Genomic DNA, 20,431 nt, shown 5'->3' with positions numbered 1-20,431 from the left:
CTCACACAAAAAATAAAGAAATATAAAAGTAAAAAAATAAAATTTGAGAATGATATTTTTACAAAAATAAACTTTCAAATTTTTTCTACTCGATACATCATTTAACTTGATTGAGTTCTTTTGTTAAGCGCAAATCTTCTGCTGCTTTTGATCTTATAAAATGTCCCCCCAAAAGATAAACAACCGGTGTAACGTAAAGCGTAAAAATAGTTGCTAAACCTAAACCACCAACGATAACCCACCCCAAAGCTATACGAGCTTCTGCACCAGCACCTTTTGCTAAAACCAAAGGAATACCTCCTAAAATAGCACAAATCATTGTCATACAAACTGGACGAAGGCGAATATTTGCTGCTTCTTCTACAGCTTCACGCACATTTTTTCCCTGATCACGTAATTGATCTGCAAATTCAACAATGAGAATACCATTTTTTGCCATAACGCCAATTAACAAAATTAATCCAATTTGACTATAAATATTAAGACTCACACCACTTAATAGCATAGCAATTACAGCGCAGCCAATCCCTAATGGAACAGTAGCCATGATAATGAAACCCGAAATAAAGCTTTCAAACTGAGCCGCTAAAACCAATAAAATAATCAAAAAAGCAATGCCAAAAACAATCACAAAATTAGAAGATGCTTCATTAAGTGTTTCAGCTTCTCCTAAGGGAACCACATAGGTCCCTTTCGATAACAAAGGAGAAGCAATTTTCTGCACAGTTTGGTAAGCATCCCCTAAAGTGGTATTTGGAGCAAGATTTGCGCTTAAAATGACAGCGCTCATGCGCTTTTCCCGTTTTAATTGGGGAGCAATAGCTTTTTCATGTAAATGCGCAATAACCGATAAAGGAACATATCTATTGTCTTTGGCCTTTAAAAAAATATTTTCTAAATCATTAGGACTCTTTATAGGACTTTTACGCGATATCAATTTAACATCGTAAGAATGACCATCCACATTAATGGAACCAGCCTTTTTACCATCCAACATTGCTTGTAATGTATCCCCCAAATTAGTGATATCAATCCCTAAATCGGAGGCTTTTTGTCGATTAATTTCAATAAAAAATTGCGGTTGTGTGGCGTCAACAGCAAGACGTGGGCGAATAAAACGCGGATCGCCTTGTAAAGCACGCACCAATTTATCAGCAATGGGTTGTAATACTGCATACTCATTGCCAAGAATTGCAAATTGTAATCCTTGTCCCGTTCCCCTCACACCTAAAGAATTTCCTTGTGCAGCAAATACAAAAACTGCCGGAAACTGCCGAACCTTTGCATTAACATCTTTTACGATTTCCTGCTGACTGCGTAAACGTTTATCCCAAGATGAAAGCAATAAAACCAAAAAAGCAGTATTGGGTGAACCGCCAATACCTGCGATAGAATAAGTATTAGTAATCTCACCTGCATCACGTAATGGCTGTAAACTTTCTTCAATTTTCTCTACCTGCTCGTTCAAATATCGTGTCGAAATACCTTGTGGTCCATTAATGACCAAAAAGATAAGGGCTCTATCTTCTGCTGGCGTTAATTCTTGTTGCAACTTCGTATAGCCTCCAACACACAGAGCTGCAAAAACAAGTGAAGCAAAAATAACAGCCCAAGGCTTTCCTAAACACTTATGCAAACTGTAAGTATATGCCTTATGAAACAAAGAACCCAATTTATATAAAAAAATAAAATGGTGATGAACTTTTTCCTCTTTTTCCTCAATATGTTCTTTGAGAAAACGTGAAGCCAACATAGGACAAAGGGTTAAGGAAACAATTGAAGAAAGCAAAATAGAAATTGCCAACACAAAACCAAATTCTCTAAAAAGCCGTCCAACTTGTCCAGGAAGAAAGGAGATAGGAACAAACACTGCCACTAAAGTCAATGTTGTTGCGACAACAGCAAAAAAGACTTCACGGGTTCCTAACACCGCTGCAGCCCTAGAACCTATCCCCATATTGCGCCATCGAACAATATTTTCCAGCACAACAATAGCATCATCCACAACAAGCCCTGTTGCCAAAACAAGTCCTAAAAATGTGAGAATATTCAATGAAAACCCTACAAGATAAATAGCTGCAATAGTACCAATCAAAGCGACTGGAAGAGATACAGCAGGTATCAACGTTACACGAATGTCTCTAAGAAAAAGGAAAATAACCAAAATAACGCTCAAAATAGCAATAACCAACGCCACTTCAACCTCATGAAGGGCGCTTTTAATAAAAATTGCATCATCACTAATAACGTCTATATGGACAGAAGAAGGAACAACACTTTTGAGATTATCAATAACGGCTCTTACGCCTGCAGAAATATTAAGGGTATTGGATTGTGCTTTACGCACAATCCCTAATCCAATCCCTGTCTTTCCGTTGATACGAAGAATAACATTTTCTATATCGGGTGACAAAGTAACATGCGCAACATCACCAAGGTGTACACGAGGTTTTAAAACAACTTGTTCAAAAGATTCTGGTGTTGTTAAACGTGCAGTAGCATGGACGACTAAAGTTTGCTTAAAATTGCGTAACGATCCTACTGGCACATCTGTTGTCATATCAGCAAGAACACGTGAAATATCTGCGACAGTTAATCCATAACTTGCGAGTTTTGCTTGATCTATATCAATCTGAAAAATCTTTGTACGAGCACTATCAACCTGTACATCACCAACACCATCAACAGCAGAAATTGCATCAACAATCTGATCGTCTACAATTGTAGTTAAATCATCAAGGCTCATTGTTGGTGATGTTACAACTAAATACATCATGGAAGCAGCATTCGAATCTGTTTTAAGAATCAAAGGTGAATCTGCATTTTTGGGTAAAGAATAAGCAATGCGAGCCAGAGCATCACGAAGATCAGATGCCGCTACATTCAAATCAATACCAACATTAAAACTAATCTGCACACGGGAGCGTCCAAAAGAAGATGTCGAAGAAATCGTCTTAACACCTGAAACACGAGAAACAGCATCTTCTATAACTTTTGTTACTTCACGATCAATGGTTTCTGCTGATGCACCAGAAAACATCGTTACAATCGTTGTTACTGGCGTATCAACATCAGGTAATTCTCTCACATCAACATTCAACCATGCTGCAAATCCTGCAATAATGATCATGGCATTTAAAACAAAAGTAAACACCGGTCTGCGAATAAATAAAGCAATGAGACCACCTTGCTCCATCTGCGATATTGGCTGCTTTGTCCTCAATTCTTGGTTCATTGTATATCCATTCCATAAACTACTGATAATTACTATTGATGGGACTTTTGATCATTAATAATTACTTTACTTCCTGGATAAAGCATTTGCACCCCTTGAATAACAACTTGATCACCATCTTCTAGAGAAGCTTTCACAAAAACTTGATCTGCTTTATGCTGAATAATCGATACGGGAATAGACTCTACTTTTCCTTCTTTTACACGCCAAACAAATGATCCTTCACTATTCCATTGGATCGCAAGAGGATTAACGACAGGGAAAGAACCACTGTGAAATTGCAAGGCAACAGAAAAGGACATACCAGACATGAGCGTATCTTTTTCATTATTGATTTCAACCTGAGCATGAAGTGTGCGACTTTCTGGATCAACGACATTATCAATCGCGTAAATATGACCAACAAAAGATTTATCTGACTGTGCGGTTAATGTTGCCTTTACCTCATCTCCTTTATGAAGGCGTGATACATATCGTTCAGGAACCCATATATCGACTAAAATACGTTCTTGATTCTCAATACGGCCTATTACAGTATTAAGGCTTACGTTATTCCCAACATCAACGGGTAAAATACCAACAACTCCAGGAATCGGTGCACGAATTGTTCGGCGATCGAGTTCTAGCTCAGCACTACGCAAAACCAAATTTGCGTTATCCAACTCTAAACGTGCTGTAACTTCTTGAACTTCCGTTGCTGTATTGCTGGCACGTAATTTAATAATGCGTGAAAGCGTTAACGCATTATTATCACGTTGTACTTTTGCTTTTGCGGCCGCTATTTCCTCCGTTTTAGAATCAAGCTTTGCAATCACGTCCCCCACTTGTACTTTTGTACCAGCAGACACAAAAAGTTTATCAATAACACCTGATGATAAAGGAGTAATCTTGACTTCAGCAAGTGATTTTCCACTTCCAAGAACATTAAGATGTTCATAAAGGTCTTGAATCTTCACACGATCAACGGCCACATTCACCGATGGTCTTCCTATTGTTTTCTTTGAATTTTGAGATGATACACTCGTTTTATCCGCCATAGAAGTGGGTTGTTCTGCGCTTTGTTTTCCAGCCCAATAAGTAACCGTTAAAACGCTAATTAATAACACTAATGGAAAGATCTTTTTTAATAACGCCATACATCTACCTTTGCTGTGCCATGTTTATATGAAATAGTTTTCAACGGTAATATCGGCGTTTTACAAAAAACCAAACAGCAGGTGTATATTTTACCCCCCACCGCAAAAACATATATCATCTCTGGTTGACTATCGTTCATAGACGAAAACGTCAAGTTAACTATCGTTCATATTGTTTGATAAAATCACAGCAAAAAATGACCCGACCAAATATCCAACTGAACCCATAATATGTTATAACCTTTTTTAATATATTATAAAAAAAGAATTTTTTTATAATAACCCAAGTTTTACTTGCATTTCTTTAATGAAACGATTAGGAAGTCTTTGTTTTAGACAATGTAAAAAATCGGGATACGCGCACCCGTAGCTCAGCTGGATAGAGCACCAGACTACGAATCTGGGGGTCAGGAGTTCGAATCTCTTCGGGTGCGCCATTTGTCAACATCTTGCTTAGAAATTTAATCTCAGTTTGTTTATGTGATTTAGTTTTGCCTATCTTTGCTTCTCTTATGGCTTTATTATTGTATTATGAGTCGTTTCTTTAGCTATTTTCATAAAATGGGATGTTATATGGCCTTCAATTCAGTCTAAAGGGTATTTTTATTAGATATAATCGCATAGATTGTATTAGTTGGTGAATGTTGTTGCTTTCTTTCTCAATCTATGCGCTGGTTTTTGATCTTTTCTGGATTATACTTTTAACCAGTTGGATGATTTTTCTGTGCTTATTTCTAGCTTTTCCATCAATAGATATTTCTGAATATTTTATTGCTGTCCACCACATCTTAAGAAAGGCTTTAAGTATACCACTACAAATTGTGGTTTACTGCTCTCTAAAACTTTTTCAGTGTGTTATTTGGAACAACAAATATAAGGTATAAAAATTGCATCCATATTGCTGCGTAAAAAGTTTTTAAATTAATTACCTAAATACTTTCTTCTGATGTTGATCCTTAGCTGATCTTGAGAGGAATATTGCAGCTGGTTAAAAACTTATCAAAACTTAAAACATAGAGATTTTTTTCCCAAAAAAAACGATAAAACCCTTCTTGTGTTCTTTTGGGATTATCTCTTGCATAACACATCATTGAACTCTATGATATCCTGCACTTTCTATTCTCTAAGGATTCTTCTCATTAATCTATAGAATACAGGTCTCGAACATTAATAAAAGCTCAGTTTAAGAATTTTTCCATGCATAAAACAGATATTGAAATTGCTCGCACTGCTAAAAAACAGCATATTACTGAAATTGCACAAAAAATTGGTATTACACCTGAAAACCTCATTCCTTACGGTCATGATAAAGCTAAAATTTCTTCTGCATACATAAAATCGCTCAATAAAAATCCAGATGGTAAACTTATCCTCGTCACAGCTATCAATCCCACACCTGCTGGAGAAGGAAAAACAACAACAACTGTTGGACTAAGTGATGCTCTTAACCTTATTGGCAAAAAAACAATAGCGACTTTGAGAGAACCATCTTTAGGTCCCTGTTTTGGTGTCAAAGGGGGAGCTGCTGGTGGTGGTTATGCACAGATCATCCCAATGGATGACCTTAATTTACATTTTACCGGTGATTTTCATGCTATTACAGCAGCTCATAATCTTCTTGCTGCAATGATCGATAACCATATCTATTGGGGAAATACTCTAAACATTGATCCACGGCGCATTATTTGGAAACGCGTGCTTGATATGAATGACCGTGCATTGCGCGATATCGTTATTTCATTGGGGGGGATAACAAATGGTTTTCCAAGACAAACAGGTTTTGATATTACTGTCGCATCAGAAATTATGGCACTTCTTTGTCTTTCTGAAAATTTAGAAAATCTTACACAAAGACTCAAAAAAATTATTGTTGCCTATCGTTATGATAAAACGCCCGTAACAGTAACTGATCTCAATGCAGAAGGCGCAATGGCAGTTCTTCTTAAAGACGCCATACAACCTAACCTTGTACAAACAATTGAAAATAACCCTGTTTTTGTTCATGGAGGACCTTTTGCTAACATTGCTCATGGTTGCAACTCAGTTATAGCAACAAAAACCGCTTTAAAACTCGCTGATTATGTCGTCACAGAAGCGGGATTTGGAGCCGATCTTGGAGCAGAAAAGTTCTTCAACATCAAATGTCAGCAAGCAGGTATTGTACCAAATGCAACAGTAATTGTTGCAACGATTCGTGCATTAAAAATGAATGGTGGTGTGGAAAAAAATAATCTGACAGAAGAAAATATTATTGCCTTAGAAAAAGGAGCAGCTAACCTTTTACGACATATCAAAAATATGGAACTCTACGGTATCCCTTGTGTTGTAGCGATTAATCATTTTGACAGCGATAGCGATAATGAAATAAGAACGTTACAAAAAATAGTGGCAACAACTGGACACAAAGCTATTCTCTGTAAACATTGGAAACAAGGTGGAAAAGGTGCCATAGAACTTGCACAAGAACTCATTGCCTTAATTGAAAAACAAGATTCTGATTTTAAAGTTCTCTATCAAGATGATATTCCCCTCGTTCAAAAAATTAATTGTATTATAACAAAGCTATATGGTGGACGTGGCGCCATCATCTCAGCTCCTCTTCTTAAACAATTAGAATCTTGGGAAAAAGAAGGCTTTGGCACTTACCCTATTTGTATGGCAAAAACACCTTATTCTTTTTCTGCTGATCCCAAGCAATATGGTGCTCCTGTTGATTTTGAAATTCCCGTACGAGAAATTCGTCTCTGTGCGGGAGCCGGTTTTATTGTTGTCATTTGTGGAGATGTTATGACCATGCCCGGCTTACCGCATTATCCTACCGCTGAAAAAATTCATCTTGATGAAAATGATCAAATACTAGGACTTTCATAGGTTTATAACCCTAAACTCTAGCATTCATTATAAGAAGCAGTTTATTACAAAAAAATAGAATTTTAAAAAGCTATATAGACAAATGTCTTATTTATATGATATAAGATTTTGTCCTTTTGGAGATGCCCTTTAAAAGAGGTAGGTTTTTCCTATAATTTATAAACTGAAAAAAGCAGGATAAATAGTGCAAGTACTCGTTCGTGATAATAATGTTGACCAAGCGCTTCGCGCGTTGAAAAAAAAGATGCAGCGTGAAGGTATCTTTCGTGAAATGAAAATGCGTAGTTATTATGAAAAGCCATCTGAGAGGCGGGCTCGTGAAAAAGCTGAGGCTATTCGTCGTACACGTAAGCTTGCTCGTAAGCGTGCGCAAAGAGAAGGTTTTGTCAATAACGGACGAACTGTTGCGGTGAAGTGATATACATTTGATGCATTGTAGAGTTGCATAAGCAATAGAGGATAAATTATAAGAAAATTTTATCTTTATAGGCAATTGCAATAGGTTTCTTGCGGATGTTTTTTGCGTGTAATGTTTCGCTTAATATTTTAGTTGTATAAAATATGTTGGGTATAAATTTTTTATCATAGGGATGAAGTCTACTTCACTTTTGTAGTTTTCAGAAATGGATGATAAACAACACTTCAGATATGTAAGCGATTTGTTCTTATGTAAAATGTGAGTCGAGTGTGAAGTGTCTTGTTATCATTTTTTGCTATAGTTTTCCTCACTCTTTTTATCTTTCAAATAGCTATTTCTTATATGCAAGTCTCATGATGATTTTCTTTTTTGTCCTTAAATATTCTAAATCTTTCAAAAACTTTATATCAGGTTGTAAAACACAAATACCTACGCAACAGGTAATTGCGTGTGTAAGGATATGAAAATACATAACCCTTCTTCTCTGCACTTATGTAATGAAATAATGTAATTTCGTAACTCTTTATATCTCTTGTTCTATCCTTCTAAAGGATGAAGAATTTCAACCACTGCACAACAGTTTCTTTTTTAATAAGTTTTTTCTATTTATCACCTATGATAATTAACCTCATAAATCTATTGAATAATCCCTCCTCTTTCATAAACTTTTATATTAAGTTGAAACAAACGAAAATTGAACATAAATAGAGAAAACACTCTTATTTTAACCTGGGTGTAAGTGCCTTATATTACCACTTTTGATGAAAACGTTTTTACAATTCAAATAATGAGTCAAAATTTATAACTTATTGATTTATCATCATAAGTAATCGTTTTTCACATCAGGTAATAACTCCGCATACAGCAAATTCTCTCAACGCCCTCTCATATTGAATCGATCAATGCCTTTTGCTTATACATCAACACGTGGAATTTATCTGTAAATAGAATAAAAATGCTTCTTATAAACACTCTAAATAATAGAAACTTATAACATTGAATATTATGAAACAGAATGACGGCACAAGTTTATCTAACATACGGATAAATATTATCATTGCACAAGATCAGCGTATAGCAAATTTTATATATTAGATTATCACAGAAAACTACTCTGTTAAAATTAGCCATTCATATATCAATCTACTCTAGAATATTGCTCATATTTTTATGTTTAAGGACTTCATGCATCATATTCTTTTATTCCTTTAAAACTGTCTTCTCACCCCACACCGTAATGTCTTTACGGAATAGTTTTCGCATTCATAACACGCATAACTACACTTTTAGTTCGAGAAATACACGTGGAAAAAAGGGGCAACATTTTAGATCTGATTTTCTATACAAAAACTACTCCAACCATGATATACTTTGTTGTTTTAATATTTTTCTCACGCATATGGTTTGTTAAAAATCCAATATTTATTTACAGGTATCCCCTCATCAACACCATAAGCACTAAGAAGTTCAAACTCTTTTCTTTTTTATATTGCTCTTCTCGTAACAATTTTTTCATTGTTTAGATCTCGTTAACGGGCGATATGGCATAATTTTTATCAGGATCCAATTTTATCTTCCAGATTTTAATTATCAATATATGACGAAATAAAGGAGCTCAGTGTGCAAAATTCTCGTTGGTTTCGCGTTTTAATGCTTACATTATGTATCTTAATAGCAAAAGTCATTGTATTGTGTTCACCGCATTTGTTGCACGCACAAACATTTAATCAAAATCTAGGCCCCAGTGGTTTACCACTTCCAAGATTTGCTTCGATTAAACCTACTCGTGTTAATGTACGCATCGGGCCAGGAAGTAACTATTCTATCATTTTTACTTACCAAAAGAAGGGACTACCTATTGAAATCATCCAAGAATATGATCAGTGGCGCAAAATTCGTGATGCAGAAGGCGATGAAGGGTGGGTTTATCAATCGCTTTTATCAGGAAAGCGGACTGCTATAACTATTCCATGGCAAAAAGATAAAACAAAAAGGCTAATGCTGCGAAAAAAACCTACCGACAATGCAGAACTTGTGGCAGAAGTAGAGCCTAATGTCATCGGCAATATCCACCAATGCGATGGACAATGGTGCGAAATCACTCTTAATAACGTTCATGGATGGCTTCATCAACCTCAATTATGGGGAATTTATCCTGATGAAAAAATAAAAAATTGGTGAATGCTTAAAACGCATCAAATTCAATTTTTATTCCTCATCGCATAGCTTTAATCCTTATCACAAGGCTGATTTTTTTGTTTTAATCGCACAATCAAATCAACATGTGAAATTTCCATACCTTCTGGTGGTGTAGGCAAATTCCCAATAATGGGAGAATCTTTCAAATTGCAAGGAATATCAAGAATACGATTTTTACCTTCTATATAAAAATGGTAGTGATCAGAGGTATTTGTATCAAACCAAGTCTTCGAACCTTCTACGGCAATAATCCGTAATAATCCCGCTTCCGTAAATTGATGAAGCGTATTGTAAACCGTTGCTAAGGATACAGGAACACCCGCCTTCACTGCTTCCTCATAAAGCTCTTCAGCAGTAATATGACGATTCCCTTCAGAAAAAATCATATGTGCAAGTTCTAACCGCTGACGTGTTGGACGCAACCCATTTTCACGCAAATGTTTTTCTAACATAGAAGTAGAATAATATTGCACACCTTCTTCAAATTCTTTTGTAGACTGTTTCTCTTCATTCATATCTAAAGTGTCTGCACTCACTGACATATTACAAACCAAAATATCTTCCCGTCTCAATAAGATAAAAAAATGGGAATAGTATGGTGCAATCTTGTATTCCATTTTTAAATAATTATCTATGTAGAATACATGAAAAAAGGCTCTTGTCATTAAAAATGGTATAAAATCATTTCCCTATCTTTAAAGTTTGCTCTAAAAGTAGGTTGGGGAAAAGCGCAGAAATAAAAGATATATGCAAATAAATGGAGTAACCATGGCTGAACAAAAGTCTCGCTACACTTATGAAGAGCTTCTAAGCTGCGCTCGCGGCGAAATGTTTGGTAAGGGTAATGCGCAATTACCGGCACCACCAATGTTGATGATTCATCGAATCACTCAAATCAGTGAAACTGGTGGCAAATACGATAGAGGAATGGTTCGTGCCGAATTTGACATTACACCAGATATGTGGTTCTTTAATTGTCATTTTATAGGCGATCCCGTTATGCCAGGATGTCTTGGACTGGATGGTATGTGGCAATTAACAGGTTTTTTTCTTGGTTGGTTGGGCGAACCAGGAAAAGGAAGAGCAATATCAACAGGTGAAGTAAAGTTATCAGGTATGGTAACGCCACAAGCCAAACTTCTTGAATATGGAATAGATTTTAAGCGTATTCGACGTGGAAATTTAGTCTTAGGAATAGCTGATGGATGGCTAAAAGCAGATGAAAAAACTATTTATAAGGCGAATGATTTGCGCGTTGCTTTATTCAAAGAAGATTGAATTTATTTTCATCAGGAAGATTTTTTTACTATTCTGAATGGAATAAGGAGGTATGAATGCGTCGAGTTGTTGTGACCGGAATGGGAATTGTCTCCGCAATTGGAAATAATCCAGAGGCCGTTTTAACCAGTTTACATGAAGCAAAATCCGGAATTTCTTACGCACCTCAATATGCTGAATTAGGCTTTCGCAGCAGAGTTTACGGTAAACCTGATATTAATATAGAAGAACTTGTAGACCGACGTGCTCTACGTTTTCATGGTCGTGGAACAGCATGGAATCATATCGCCATGGATCAAGCAATTGCTGATGCTGGTCTAGAGCCCAATGAAGTATCCAATGAAAACACAGGCATTATTATGGGGTCTGGAGGTGCTTCAACGCAGTCAATAGTCGAAGCTGCTATCATTACACGTCAAAAGGGTCCAAAACGTGTTGGGCCTTTTGTTGTCCCTAAAGCAATGAGTTCTACAGCATCTGCAACCCTAGCAACTTTTTTTAAAATAAAAGGAGTCAATTATTCAATCTCTTCAGCTTGTGCTACCTCAAATCATTGTATTGGAAATGCTTATGAAATGATCCAATATGGCAAGCAGGATCGCGTTTTTGCCGGTGGTTGTGAAGATTTGGATTGGACACTCTCTGTTTTATTTGATGCTATGGGCGCTATGTCTAGCAGATATAATGACATCCCTCACAAGGCTTCACGTGCTTATGATGTCAATCGTGATGGATTTGTTATTGCTGGAGGTGCTGGCGTTTTAGTTCTTGAAGATCTAGAACTTGCTAAAGCACGTGGTGCAAAAATCTATGGAGAAATCGTTGGATATGGTGCAACATCCGATGGACATGATATGGTCGTTCCGTCAGGAGAGGGAGCAGAACGGTGCATGCGCATGGCCCTTGCAACAGTCCATAATAAAATTGATTATATAAATCCCCATGCAACGGCAACCCCTGTTGGTGATCCTCCTGAAATAGAGGCTATCCGCCGTATTTTTGGAGCAGGTGATCAATGTCCTCCCATTTCTGCTACTAAATCTCTAACAGGGCATTCCTTAGGAGCTGCAGGTGTGCACGAAGCGATTTATACATTGTTAATGATGAATCATAATTTTATCTGTGAAAGTGCCCATATTGAAGAACTTGATCCAGCTTTTGTTGATATGCCGATCGTCCGTAAACGACGAGATCATCAACAACTGAATACCGTATTGTCAAATACTTTTGGCTTTGGCGGTACCAATGCAACGCTTATTTTTCAACGCTATGTATAAATGAGAGTTCTTAGTAATTGAAAAAATACGGTCTTACGGAGAATAATATGAAAGGTTTGATGGAGGGCAAACGTGGCCTTATTATGGGAATTGCGAATGACCATTCAATTGCTTGGGGTATTGCCTGTCAACTCGCACAAGCAGGGGCTGAATTAGCCTTAACTTATCAAGGAGGTCCTTTCGGAAAACGTGTTCAGCCCCTAGCTGATAAGCTTGGCTGCAAATTAGTTCTAGAGTGTGATGTTGAAAAAATTGAAAATGTTGATTACGTCTTTGAAAAAATTGAAAAAGAATGGAAAACTATTGATTTTATTGTCCATGCTATTGGTTTTTCAGATAAAAATCAGCTAAAAGGGCGTTACGTTGATGTTACAACACGTGAAAACTTTCAACGTACAATGGTTATTTCGGCTTATTCCTTTACTGAAATTGCTCAGCGCGCGGAGAAGCTTATGCCTCATGGAGGGGCACTTTTAACCCTTACCTATGGTGCTTCACAGCAAGTTGTCCCTAATTATAATATCATGGGAATAGCTAAAGCTGCTTTAGAAGCTATGGTCCGTTATTTAGCGGCAGACTTTGGCCCGCAAAATATCCGCGTCAATGCGATTTCAGCTGGTCCTGTTAGAACCTTAGCAGGGAATGGCATTGCAGCTGCACGTGCAATATTTTCACATCAACGTCGAAATGCCCCATTACGCCGTACCGTGAATATTCATGAAATTGGAAAGTCCGCTCTTTATCTACTCTCTGACTTATCATCAGGCGTCACAGGTGAAATTCATTACGTTGATTCAGGCTATAACATCATGTCTATGCCAATACTTGAAGAGCTGAAAAAAACTGAAGATTCTCACGCAGAATAAAAATCACCCGACTAAAAAAATAAAATTGCATTTGTAGAGTGTTTTAGTCACGCCCTCAGCGGCTTTCTCTACTGATTGAACTTCATAAAAATAGGCTTCAAGTCTAATCTGTTGCACATATGATGACATACAATTTTCACCAAGGGAACATTACAGGTCGCAGAAAAAAATATTACGAGATAATAAACTGTTTGTTTCAAGATTTTTAATGACTCTGATGAAAAGAGAACCAAAATTCTGTTGGAGTATTACGCTTCCTTTCATATTTTCAAGTTAAAGATAATCTATATATTTTTCCTCAGTCTAATCTCTTTATGAATATAACGCAAAGGATACGTATACCCTCATAAAATAAGTAAACACAAAGCAAACTATATCATTATTATTGTTTTGCAAAGTTTACAAAAGCTAATTTATCTCTCCAATCCATTTTGCTGGAAAGTTTTGTGTTTTATCATGTTGTTTTCCTAACAAAGCCCATGCTTTTCTGCTTCTTGTAGATCAACATCCAATCCCAAAGCCCCAGCATATTTATGATAAATATTAAGGCAATTTATTGCTTTCTCTACTGTTGCAACTTTTATAAGCTAAATGGGAGAAAGTATGTTGAGAATCTCTATTTAATTTATCGCTGAAACGGAGCAACAACTTAATTTGGGAAGAATCTAAAAGCATAAAGAGTAAGAGCCATCTTTCGGCTTTACCATCATCCTTTAATTCAGTTGTACAACTTTTTCAAAAGTATATACAAAAATATCTTTTAAATAACGAAGGTTACTCCTTCCCTCATACCTTTGTTTATCACGTGTCTTTTTGGAGTTACAGAACCCCATACAAACCAGAATGCGCTAAACCTAATGCACCTGGATTGCCAATTCACGTGCCTAAAAAAACATTTTACTCCCAAGCCCACTTCGCGAGGGAAGCAACCATGAATATAACCATAAAGCCATTTGCATTCCTCTATCTTTAAACCTATAAAGAAAAAAGCCGACACTATCGTTATATTTGCTTCCCTCAATATAGCGAAGTTTTTAGAACTTGAGATGGCCTATAAGAAGTATTTTGAGTCGTTTCTTTATCGTTTTTATCCACACGATTTTTCCCACTTGTAACGTGTAAAGAAATAATTTTCGTTGATTCAATATAGAAAGATTTTATATGGAGGAATCTCATTATATTCAGGATTCTAATTCAATATCAACAAGTCAGCCTTACTCTTATAATCACATTATTTTTCAGTTTAAAAAACAACCACAAATATAATAATATTCTTTCAATTTCAGACCTTTACATTTGAATCAAAAAAATTATTTTTTGCATATAAAAAACAAATTTGATATGTAGAAAAAAAGAAAGCATAAATATTCTACTAAACCATCTCAAGTTTCAAAAGCTGCCTCAGCATTGTAAACTGGATAAAGTGTGTGACAGCGTTGTCTTTCCCCTTCACAAATATAAAGATGGGAGGCATAATGGGTTTTATTTCACAGGGATTTTGATTATACTGTTTATAGTACCCATTGTGGAATGGAGTTGCGTAGAGATAGCTTTTTAAAAATTATGTGAATGAGCCAACCGTAATAGTGTTTTGTTTTGCGTGAAGAGCCTGCCTCCGTGAAAGAACAAGAAAAACAAAAATATAAAGCAATCTCCGTTATTTAAAATATACTGCTTTAAATGCCTACGAAAGTTGGAAAGCTGAATAAAAAAATGATGGTGAAAACAAGAACTGGATTTTGAAAACTTCATATTCTCACTAAATTAGATTACCGCCTCGTTTCAGAGATAAATCAAACGGAAGTATGCAAATATTCTTCCTTGTATCTAACATACAAAGGCTATTTATTATACGCAGCAAATAATATTGGAAATTGGATAATAGCAATGATATTTTTAGTTTATACTCTCTATAAATAAGAAGCTGCTCTCCAATGAATCTTCTATTATACTGTTTGCAAATATCATTTGAGACGCATTTAAGAAAAAATCAAAATATCCATTATATACATGTTTAAGTGAAAATGATAATTTATTTTCAAATAGATACTTAACAAAAGCCAAAATTTTTATATTTCATAAAAAATTGAATGATATGAACCTGTAATTTTTTGAGCTATAATAGCCTTATACAATAAGCAATGTAATCTATTTTATATTTTTATCATAGTATATTTCTATTTTTTACGATTTAAATTATTTAAAACCACTATATTTCGCTCTTGAGAGTGCGACTTAGTAATGTGTTAGCCGCTTCTGTTATATTTTTACCACAATAGAGAATTTGATAAATTTGTTCGACAATAGGCATTTCCACCCCAAGACGTTGCGCTAATATATATATTTCTTTGGTATTTAAGTACCCTTCCACAACCTGACCAATTTGTTTTTCCGCTTCTTTTATATCCATTCCTTCACCAAGAAGTATTCCAAAACGGCGATTACGCGACTGATTATCAGTACATGTCAAAACCAGATCACCTAAGCCTGTCATTCCCATAAATGTGGAAAGCTCAGCCCCCATAACACCCCCTAAACGACTAATTTCAGCTAGGCCTCGTGTGATGAGAGCTATTCGTGCATTTGCTCCAAATCCCATGCCATCTGATATTCCTGCACCAATAGCAATAACATTTTTGACAGCTCCTCCTAATTGAACACCAATCATATCCGAGCTTTTATAAACTCTAAAACTTTTGTTACAATGAAAAAGTTGCTGCAATTCTTTACCAAACTCAACATCAGAAGCTGCTATCGTCATTGCAGTAGGCCAACCAATAGCTAGTTCTTTAGCAAAAGTTGGTCCAGAAAAAACAGCTAAAGGAATTTTTTCACCCAAAATCTCACGAGCAACTTCTTGTAAGAAACGTCCCGTACCATGTTCTAAACCTTTCGTTGCCCAAATAACGCGCGAATGTTGATCCAAATAAGGCTGAATCTTATACAACACTTGATGAAATACGTAGCTTGGAACAGCGATTAATATATTATTACTTGCGGTTATTGCAGTTTCAAGCGAAGTTTCGAGGAATAAATTTTCAGGAAATCGAATATCAGGTAAATATAATTGATTACAACGTTGTTCTTGTAATTTTTTGATGTGTTGAGAATTATACCCCCAAAGTAAAACATTATGACCATTACGAGCAAGAGCAATTGCTAATGCAGTGCCAAAAGAACCAGCACCAATAACTGTCATTGCAACGATTTTCATTAAACTTACTGATTATTCTCTAAATTGCTGATTTCAATTACACATTATTATTACAAATAACTTCAATGTTTTCTTTAATATAAATCCTGTAAAATTAAAATGTTACTTCTTTGTAGCTTTATCTCACACAACATAAAAACTTGTTTTTCACGCTCCCTTTCTTGTATTGTATTCGACAAACACCATTCTTTTTATATTTCACCAATAACTATTTGTCTGAAAAAAATTAAAGCTTGATTAAATACTCAACGAATCGTCTAAAAATAAAAGTATATTCAAAATCACAATATTCATTCCATTGATATCCTACGCTAGCCTCCTCTTCATATCCTATGAATCCTTTTCCCCCTGTGGAGCTGATAAATCCGCATCAACTCCACAGATATTTCTCACAATTATTCTATAGGAGAATGCATATTTGGAGCTTGTTCCATGAGCATCTCTGAACCAGGTACTTGATCTACGGGGCGATGCATATTTGGAGCTTGCTCCATGAACATCTCTGAACCAGGTACTTGATCTACGGGGCGATGCATATTTGGAACTTGTTCCATGAGTATCTCTGAACCAGGCACTTGATCTACAGGGGAGTGTATATTTGGAGCTTGCTCCATGAGCATCTCTGAACCAGGTACTTGATCTACGGGGCGATGCATATTTGGGACTTGCTCCATGGGCATTTTTGAACTAGGTACTTGATCTACAGGAGTTTGTATACTTGGAACTTGCTCCATAAGAAGCTCTGAACCCAATATCTTTTCTGATTGTTTTCTTACGGATATATTTTTGTTGGAGAACTGTTCAGATACTGAAGAATCATCCTGACTTGATATTTCCGGTTCAATAACACGTCCTGAGCCACCCATCATATTATAATTCAAATGAGAAATAGCCCACCAAGTCCCGCCAATAATAATAAAAATGCAAATAGCAGCAAACCATAAAGCACTGAAATTCCATTTGGCATCTGGATCAGAACCCAAATGTAAAAAGAAAACAATTTGTACTATAATCTGAATAATCGCCATCCCAATAAGATATGCAACCTTTGTACTAATTGCCCAACTTTCCATCATTCCATACATCACAGGAACAAAAGAACCCAAGGTAAAAAATACAGCTAGAATAAAACCGATTAAATAGGAACCAATACTGGGACCATGTGTTTCATTTCGCATGCTCATCACAACGCTCCTAATAGATAAACCATAGTGAAAACACCAATCCATACAATATCAAGTAAATGCCAAAAAATGGAAAGGCATGCTAAACGCGTTTTATTATCCTGATCCAAACCATTCCGACGAAGATGAAAAAACATCACAACCATCCAAAGAAGACCAACACTTACGTGAATACCATGGGTGCCAACTAACGCAAAAAATGCTGACCAATAAGCAGAAAGTATCTCTCGCCCAAAAAGCTGTAAACCCGTTGCAGTATCAATACCAGCATAAGCATTTGAATCATGATAAAATACTTCATTCAAAAGTTCATGGAATTCATAAAGTTCCATACCAATGAAGCAACACCCAAATACAAAGGTAATAGCCATCCATAACCGCACACCATTGATGTTATTTTTATGCGCTTGTACCATTGTAAAGCCATAAGTGACGGATGAAAACAATAAAAAAGCAGTCTCAACCAAAACAAATTTTAAATCAATAAATTCATTGCCCGCTTTACCGCCACCATAAGAAGCAGAAAAAACAGCAAAACTCGAAAAAAGTGTCGAAAACAGGATCAAATCCGAAAGAATATAGACCCAGAAACCAAACGTCATTATCGAGCTATTATCATGGTGATATTCATCCACAGCATGATGTTTATCTACAGCATTTGCATTATTCATTGCCATTGCACTCATACTGTCACTCCTTGTTCTTTAAGAACAGCTGTAAAGGCATCCTCAGTTTTTTGTACTTCTTCAGCTGGAATATAATAACCATGATGATCACCGGTTAACGAATGACACACAAGTGTTGCAATAAAACCAAGCAGTCCAACCACAACAAGCCACCAAATATGCCAAACAAGCGCAAAACCAACAACTAATGAGAAGAACCCGGCAACAATTCCAGCTGATGTATTTGATGGCATGTGAATTTTTGTAAATCCACTGGTAGGACGTTGATAACCACTTTTCTTCATATTCCAATAAGCATCATCAGACTGTATCTTTGGAAGTAGAGCGAAATTATAGGAAGGAGGCGGTGAAGAAGTATACCACTCAAGTGTTCGTGCATCACCCCAAGAATCATTTAACGTTACTGGTAAGTGCCCTTTATGCTTAATGCCGTACCAAATTGCCAAAATAACCTGTAACACAAAACAAAGGATACCAAGTAAGATAATAAAAGCACCTAGAGCAGCAACAATAAACATCGGCTGCCAACTAGGCTCCATGTAATGCTGAAGACGACGCGTTGCCCCCATTAAACCAAGTGTATAAATAGGGAAAAAAGCAAGATAAAACCCAATAAACCAACACCAGAAAGATGCAATACCTAGGATACGATTTGGTTTATAACCAAAAACTTTTGGAAACCAAAAAGCAAGCCCTGCTAAATAAGCAAAAACCACACCTCCAATAATTGTATGGTGAAAATGCGCTACCAAAAAAAGAGAATTATGAAATTGCCAATCAGCAGGGACAATGGATAATAAAACACCTGTTAATCCACCACCTACAAAAGTAAAGATCATTCCCATACACCAAAGCATTGGAGGCTCAAAACGGATCCTCCCCTTATACATTGTGAGCAACCAATTAAATACTTTTACACCCGTTGGAATTGCAATAATCATCGTCGCAATACTAAAGAAGGTATTTACAGCTTCACCCCCACCCATTGTAAAGAAATGATGTCCCCAAACAAGAAGGGAAAGAATCAAAATAACCAACATGGCCCATATCATTGAAGTATAACCAAAGAGACGTTTTGAAGAAAAAGTCGAGACAACTTCAGACACAATGCCAAAAGCAGGGACAACCAAAACATAAACCTCAGGATGACCAAAAACCCAGACATAGTTAATCCATACCATTGGATTCCCACCACCAACATTAGAAAAGAAATTCATACCCAAATAACGATCGCATGCCAAAAGCGCAAAAGCTACAGTTAAGACAGGATAAATAACTAAAATAAGGACATTACTGACAAAAGCGCTCCAACAAAAAATAGGCATTCTCATCATTGTCATTCCAGGAGCACGCATTTTAATCAAAGTCGCAACAAAATTAACAGCCCCCATTGTTGTCGCAATACCAGAAAGCTGAAGCGACCATAAATAATAGTCCACCCCAGTATCTGGGCTCGTTTGTAACTCCGTAAAAGGCGGATACATTAACCAACCACCACGGCCAAAATTGCCAACACCTAGTGATATATTAATCAAGATCGCCCCTGCAGCCGTAATCCAAAAACCTAGATTATTTGCAAAGGGAAAAGCAACGTCACGTGCACCAATTTGAAGTGGTATAAGATAATTAAACAGACCAAATAAAATAGGCGTAGCCATGAAAAAAATCATAATAGTGCCATGCGCTGAAAAAATTTGATCAAAATGCTCAGGGGTCAAATAACCTGATTTTTCACTTCCCAAAGCTAAAGCTTGATGCGTTCGCATCATAATAGCATCCGCAAAACCGCGAACAAGCATAATAATTCCAAGAATTATGTACATAATGCCTATGCGTTTATGATCAACAGTTGTAACCCAATTTCTCCATAAAATCCCCCACCACCCAAGTGCTGTTAAAGCAACAACAGCGATTAAACCAATAAAAATAATCGCAATACATGTATACAAAACGATTGGCTCATGTGCAAGCGCATGAAAAGCACCTGCTGTAGGATCTGTAAGTCTTCCAAACATTTCTTAACCCATTTCAAATGAAATTCAAGTTTTAAAAAACCTTATGTTAAAA

13 protein-coding genes and 1 tRNA gene are annotated in these 20,431 nt (G+C 36.3%); 7 read left to right on the top strand and 7 right to left on the bottom strand.

Annotation, left to right across the window (positions count from 1 at the left end; all coding sequences use genetic code 11):
• Positions 1 to 97 precede the first annotated feature (97 nt).
• Together GGR08_RS01390 and GGR08_RS01385 are read right to left on the bottom strand one after the other, a co-directional pair.
• Positions 98 to 3,235 (bottom strand): efflux RND transporter permease subunit, encoded by a 3,138-nt coding sequence (locus tag GGR08_RS01390; protein WP_183193623.1) that lies wholly within the window; start codon positions 3,233 to 3,235, stop codon positions 98 to 100.
• Positions 3,236 to 3,267: 32 nt separating this feature from the next.
• Positions 3,268 to 4,371 carry an efflux RND transporter periplasmic adaptor subunit gene (locus tag GGR08_RS01385; RefSeq protein ID WP_183193622.1) on the bottom strand — a complete coding sequence of 368 codons (1,104 nt, stop codon included), beginning with the start codon at positions 4,369 to 4,371 and terminating at the stop codon, positions 3,268 to 3,270.
• A gap of 360 nt (positions 4,372 to 4,731) precedes the next feature.
• On the opposite strand from GGR08_RS01385, the gene GGR08_RS01380 reads away from it, so the two are divergent.
• The 4 genes from GGR08_RS01380 (at position 4,732) to GGR08_RS01365 (ending at position 9,841) form a co-directional block, all read left to right on the top strand.
• A tRNA-Arg gene (locus GGR08_RS01380) sits at positions 4,732 to 4,808 on the top strand.
• A 760-nt stretch (positions 4,809 to 5,568) separates the two neighbouring features.
• Positions 5,569 to 7,242, top strand: a complete 1,674-nt coding sequence (locus GGR08_RS01375; protein ID WP_183193621.1) for a formate--tetrahydrofolate ligase — start codon at positions 5,569 to 5,571, stop codon at positions 7,240 to 7,242.
• 184 nt (positions 7,243 to 7,426) lie between these two features.
• Positions 7,427 to 7,660, top strand: a complete 234-nt coding sequence (gene rpsU, locus GGR08_RS01370; protein WP_183193620.1) for a 30S ribosomal protein S21 — start codon at positions 7,427 to 7,429, stop codon at positions 7,658 to 7,660.
• Between the two features lie 1,620 nt (positions 7,661 to 9,280).
• A complete protein-coding gene (locus GGR08_RS01365) occupies positions 9,281 to 9,841 on the top strand; it encodes an SH3 domain-containing protein (protein WP_183193619.1) in 561 nt (186 codons plus the stop codon).
• 47 nt (positions 9,842 to 9,888) lie between these two features.
• Here GGR08_RS01365 and irrA read toward each other — a convergent pair whose 3' ends face one another.
• The gene (gene irrA / locus GGR08_RS01360) at positions 9,889 to 10,401 is read right to left on the bottom strand and encodes an iron response transcriptional regulator IrrA (protein WP_183193647.1); all 513 of its coding nucleotides are present in this window, start codon (positions 10,399 to 10,401) and stop codon (positions 9,889 to 9,891) included.
• Between the two features lie 226 nt (positions 10,402 to 10,627).
• Between irrA and fabA the strand changes: the two genes are divergently transcribed.
• Genes fabA through fabI form a run of 3 tightly spaced genes read left to right on the top strand, consistent with a single transcriptional unit; the run spans position 10,628 to position 13,280 of the window.
• On the top strand, positions 10,628 to 11,137 hold the full coding sequence (gene fabA / locus GGR08_RS01355; RefSeq protein WP_183193618.1) for a 3-hydroxyacyl-[acyl-carrier-protein] dehydratase FabA: 510 nt from the start codon (positions 10,628 to 10,630) through the stop codon (positions 11,135 to 11,137).
• A 56-nt stretch (positions 11,138 to 11,193) separates the two neighbouring features.
• Positions 11,194 to 12,414 (top strand): beta-ketoacyl-ACP synthase I, encoded by a 1,221-nt coding sequence (fabB, locus tag GGR08_RS01350; RefSeq protein ID WP_183193617.1) that lies wholly within the window; start codon positions 11,194 to 11,196, stop codon positions 12,412 to 12,414.
• Between the two features lie 47 nt (positions 12,415 to 12,461).
• Entirely contained in the window at positions 12,462 to 13,280 is an 819-nt protein-coding gene (fabI, locus tag GGR08_RS01345) for an enoyl-ACP reductase FabI (protein WP_183193616.1), read from the top strand.
• 2,209 nt (positions 13,281 to 15,489) lie between these two features.
• Here the strand turns inward: fabI and gpsA are convergent.
• The 4 genes from gpsA to cyoB all read right to left on the bottom strand — a co-directional run bounded on the left by gpsA (position 15,490) and on the right by cyoB (position 20,379).
• Complete coding sequence (gpsA, locus tag GGR08_RS01340) at positions 15,490 to 16,494, bottom strand: NAD(P)H-dependent glycerol-3-phosphate dehydrogenase (RefSeq protein WP_183193615.1); 1,005 nt, start codon at positions 16,492 to 16,494, stop codon at positions 15,490 to 15,492.
• Positions 16,495 to 16,889: 395 nt separating this feature from the next.
• Complete coding sequence (cyoD, locus tag GGR08_RS01335; protein WP_183193614.1) at positions 16,890 to 17,678, bottom strand: cytochrome o ubiquinol oxidase subunit IV; 789 nt, start codon at positions 17,676 to 17,678, stop codon at positions 16,890 to 16,892.
• Positions 17,678 to 18,364 (bottom strand): cytochrome (ubi)quinol oxidase subunit III, encoded by a 687-nt coding sequence (locus GGR08_RS01330; RefSeq protein WP_183193613.1) that lies wholly within the window; start codon positions 18,362 to 18,364, stop codon positions 17,678 to 17,680. Before GGR08_RS01330 ends, cyoD begins: the two co-directional genes overlap by 1 nt.
• Positions 18,361 to 20,379: a cytochrome o ubiquinol oxidase subunit I gene (gene cyoB / locus GGR08_RS01325; protein WP_183193612.1), complete on the bottom strand. Its 2,019-nt coding sequence runs from the start codon at positions 20,377 to 20,379 to the stop codon at positions 18,361 to 18,363. Before cyoB ends, GGR08_RS01330 begins: the two co-directional genes overlap by 4 nt.
• Between the last annotated feature and the right edge of the window lie 52 nt (positions 20,380 to 20,431).

The sequence above is a fragment of the Bartonella fuyuanensis genome (genome assembly GCF_014197255.1).
GTDB classification, from domain to species: Bacteria; Pseudomonadota; Alphaproteobacteria; order Rhizobiales; family Rhizobiaceae; genus Bartonella; species Bartonella fuyuanensis.
This window is presented reverse-complemented; position numbering and strand designations above follow the sequence as displayed.

Excerpts from the sequence above, each read along its gene's own strand:
- GGR08_RS01390 (WP_183193623.1), bottom strand. The coding sequence starts at position 3,235 with ATGAACCAAGAATTGAGGACAAAGCAGCCAATATCGCAGATGGAGCAA.
- GGR08_RS01375 (WP_183193621.1), top strand. The coding sequence starts at position 5,569 with ATGCATAAAACAGATATTGAAATTGCTCGCACTGCTAAAAAACAGCAT.
- irrA (WP_183193647.1), bottom strand. The coding sequence starts at position 10,401 with ATGTCAGTGAGTGCAGACACTTTAGATATGAATGAAGAGAAACAGTCT.
- fabB (WP_183193617.1), top strand. The coding sequence starts at position 11,194 with ATGCGTCGAGTTGTTGTGACCGGAATGGGAATTGTCTCCGCAATTGGA.
- fabA (WP_183193618.1), top strand. The coding sequence starts at position 10,628 with ATGGCTGAACAAAAGTCTCGCTACACTTATGAAGAGCTTCTAAGCTGC.
- gpsA (WP_183193615.1), bottom strand. The coding sequence starts at position 16,494 with ATGAAAATCGTTGCAATGACAGTTATTGGTGCTGGTTCTTTTGGCACT.
- cyoD (WP_183193614.1), bottom strand. The coding sequence starts at position 17,678 with ATGAGCATGCGAAATGAAACACATGGTCCCAGTATTGGTTCCTATTTA.
- GGR08_RS01330 (WP_183193613.1), bottom strand. The coding sequence starts at position 18,364 with ATGAGTGCAATGGCAATGAATAATGCAAATGCTGTAGATAAACATCAT.
- cyoB (WP_183193612.1), bottom strand. The coding sequence starts at position 20,379 with ATGTTTGGAAGACTTACAGATCCTACAGCAGGTGCTTTTCATGCGCTT.
- GGR08_RS01385 (WP_183193622.1), bottom strand. The coding sequence starts at position 4,371 with ATGGCGTTATTAAAAAAGATCTTTCCATTAGTGTTATTAATTAGCGTT.
- fabI (WP_183193616.1), top strand. The coding sequence starts at position 12,462 with ATGAAAGGTTTGATGGAGGGCAAACGTGGCCTTATTATGGGAATTGCG.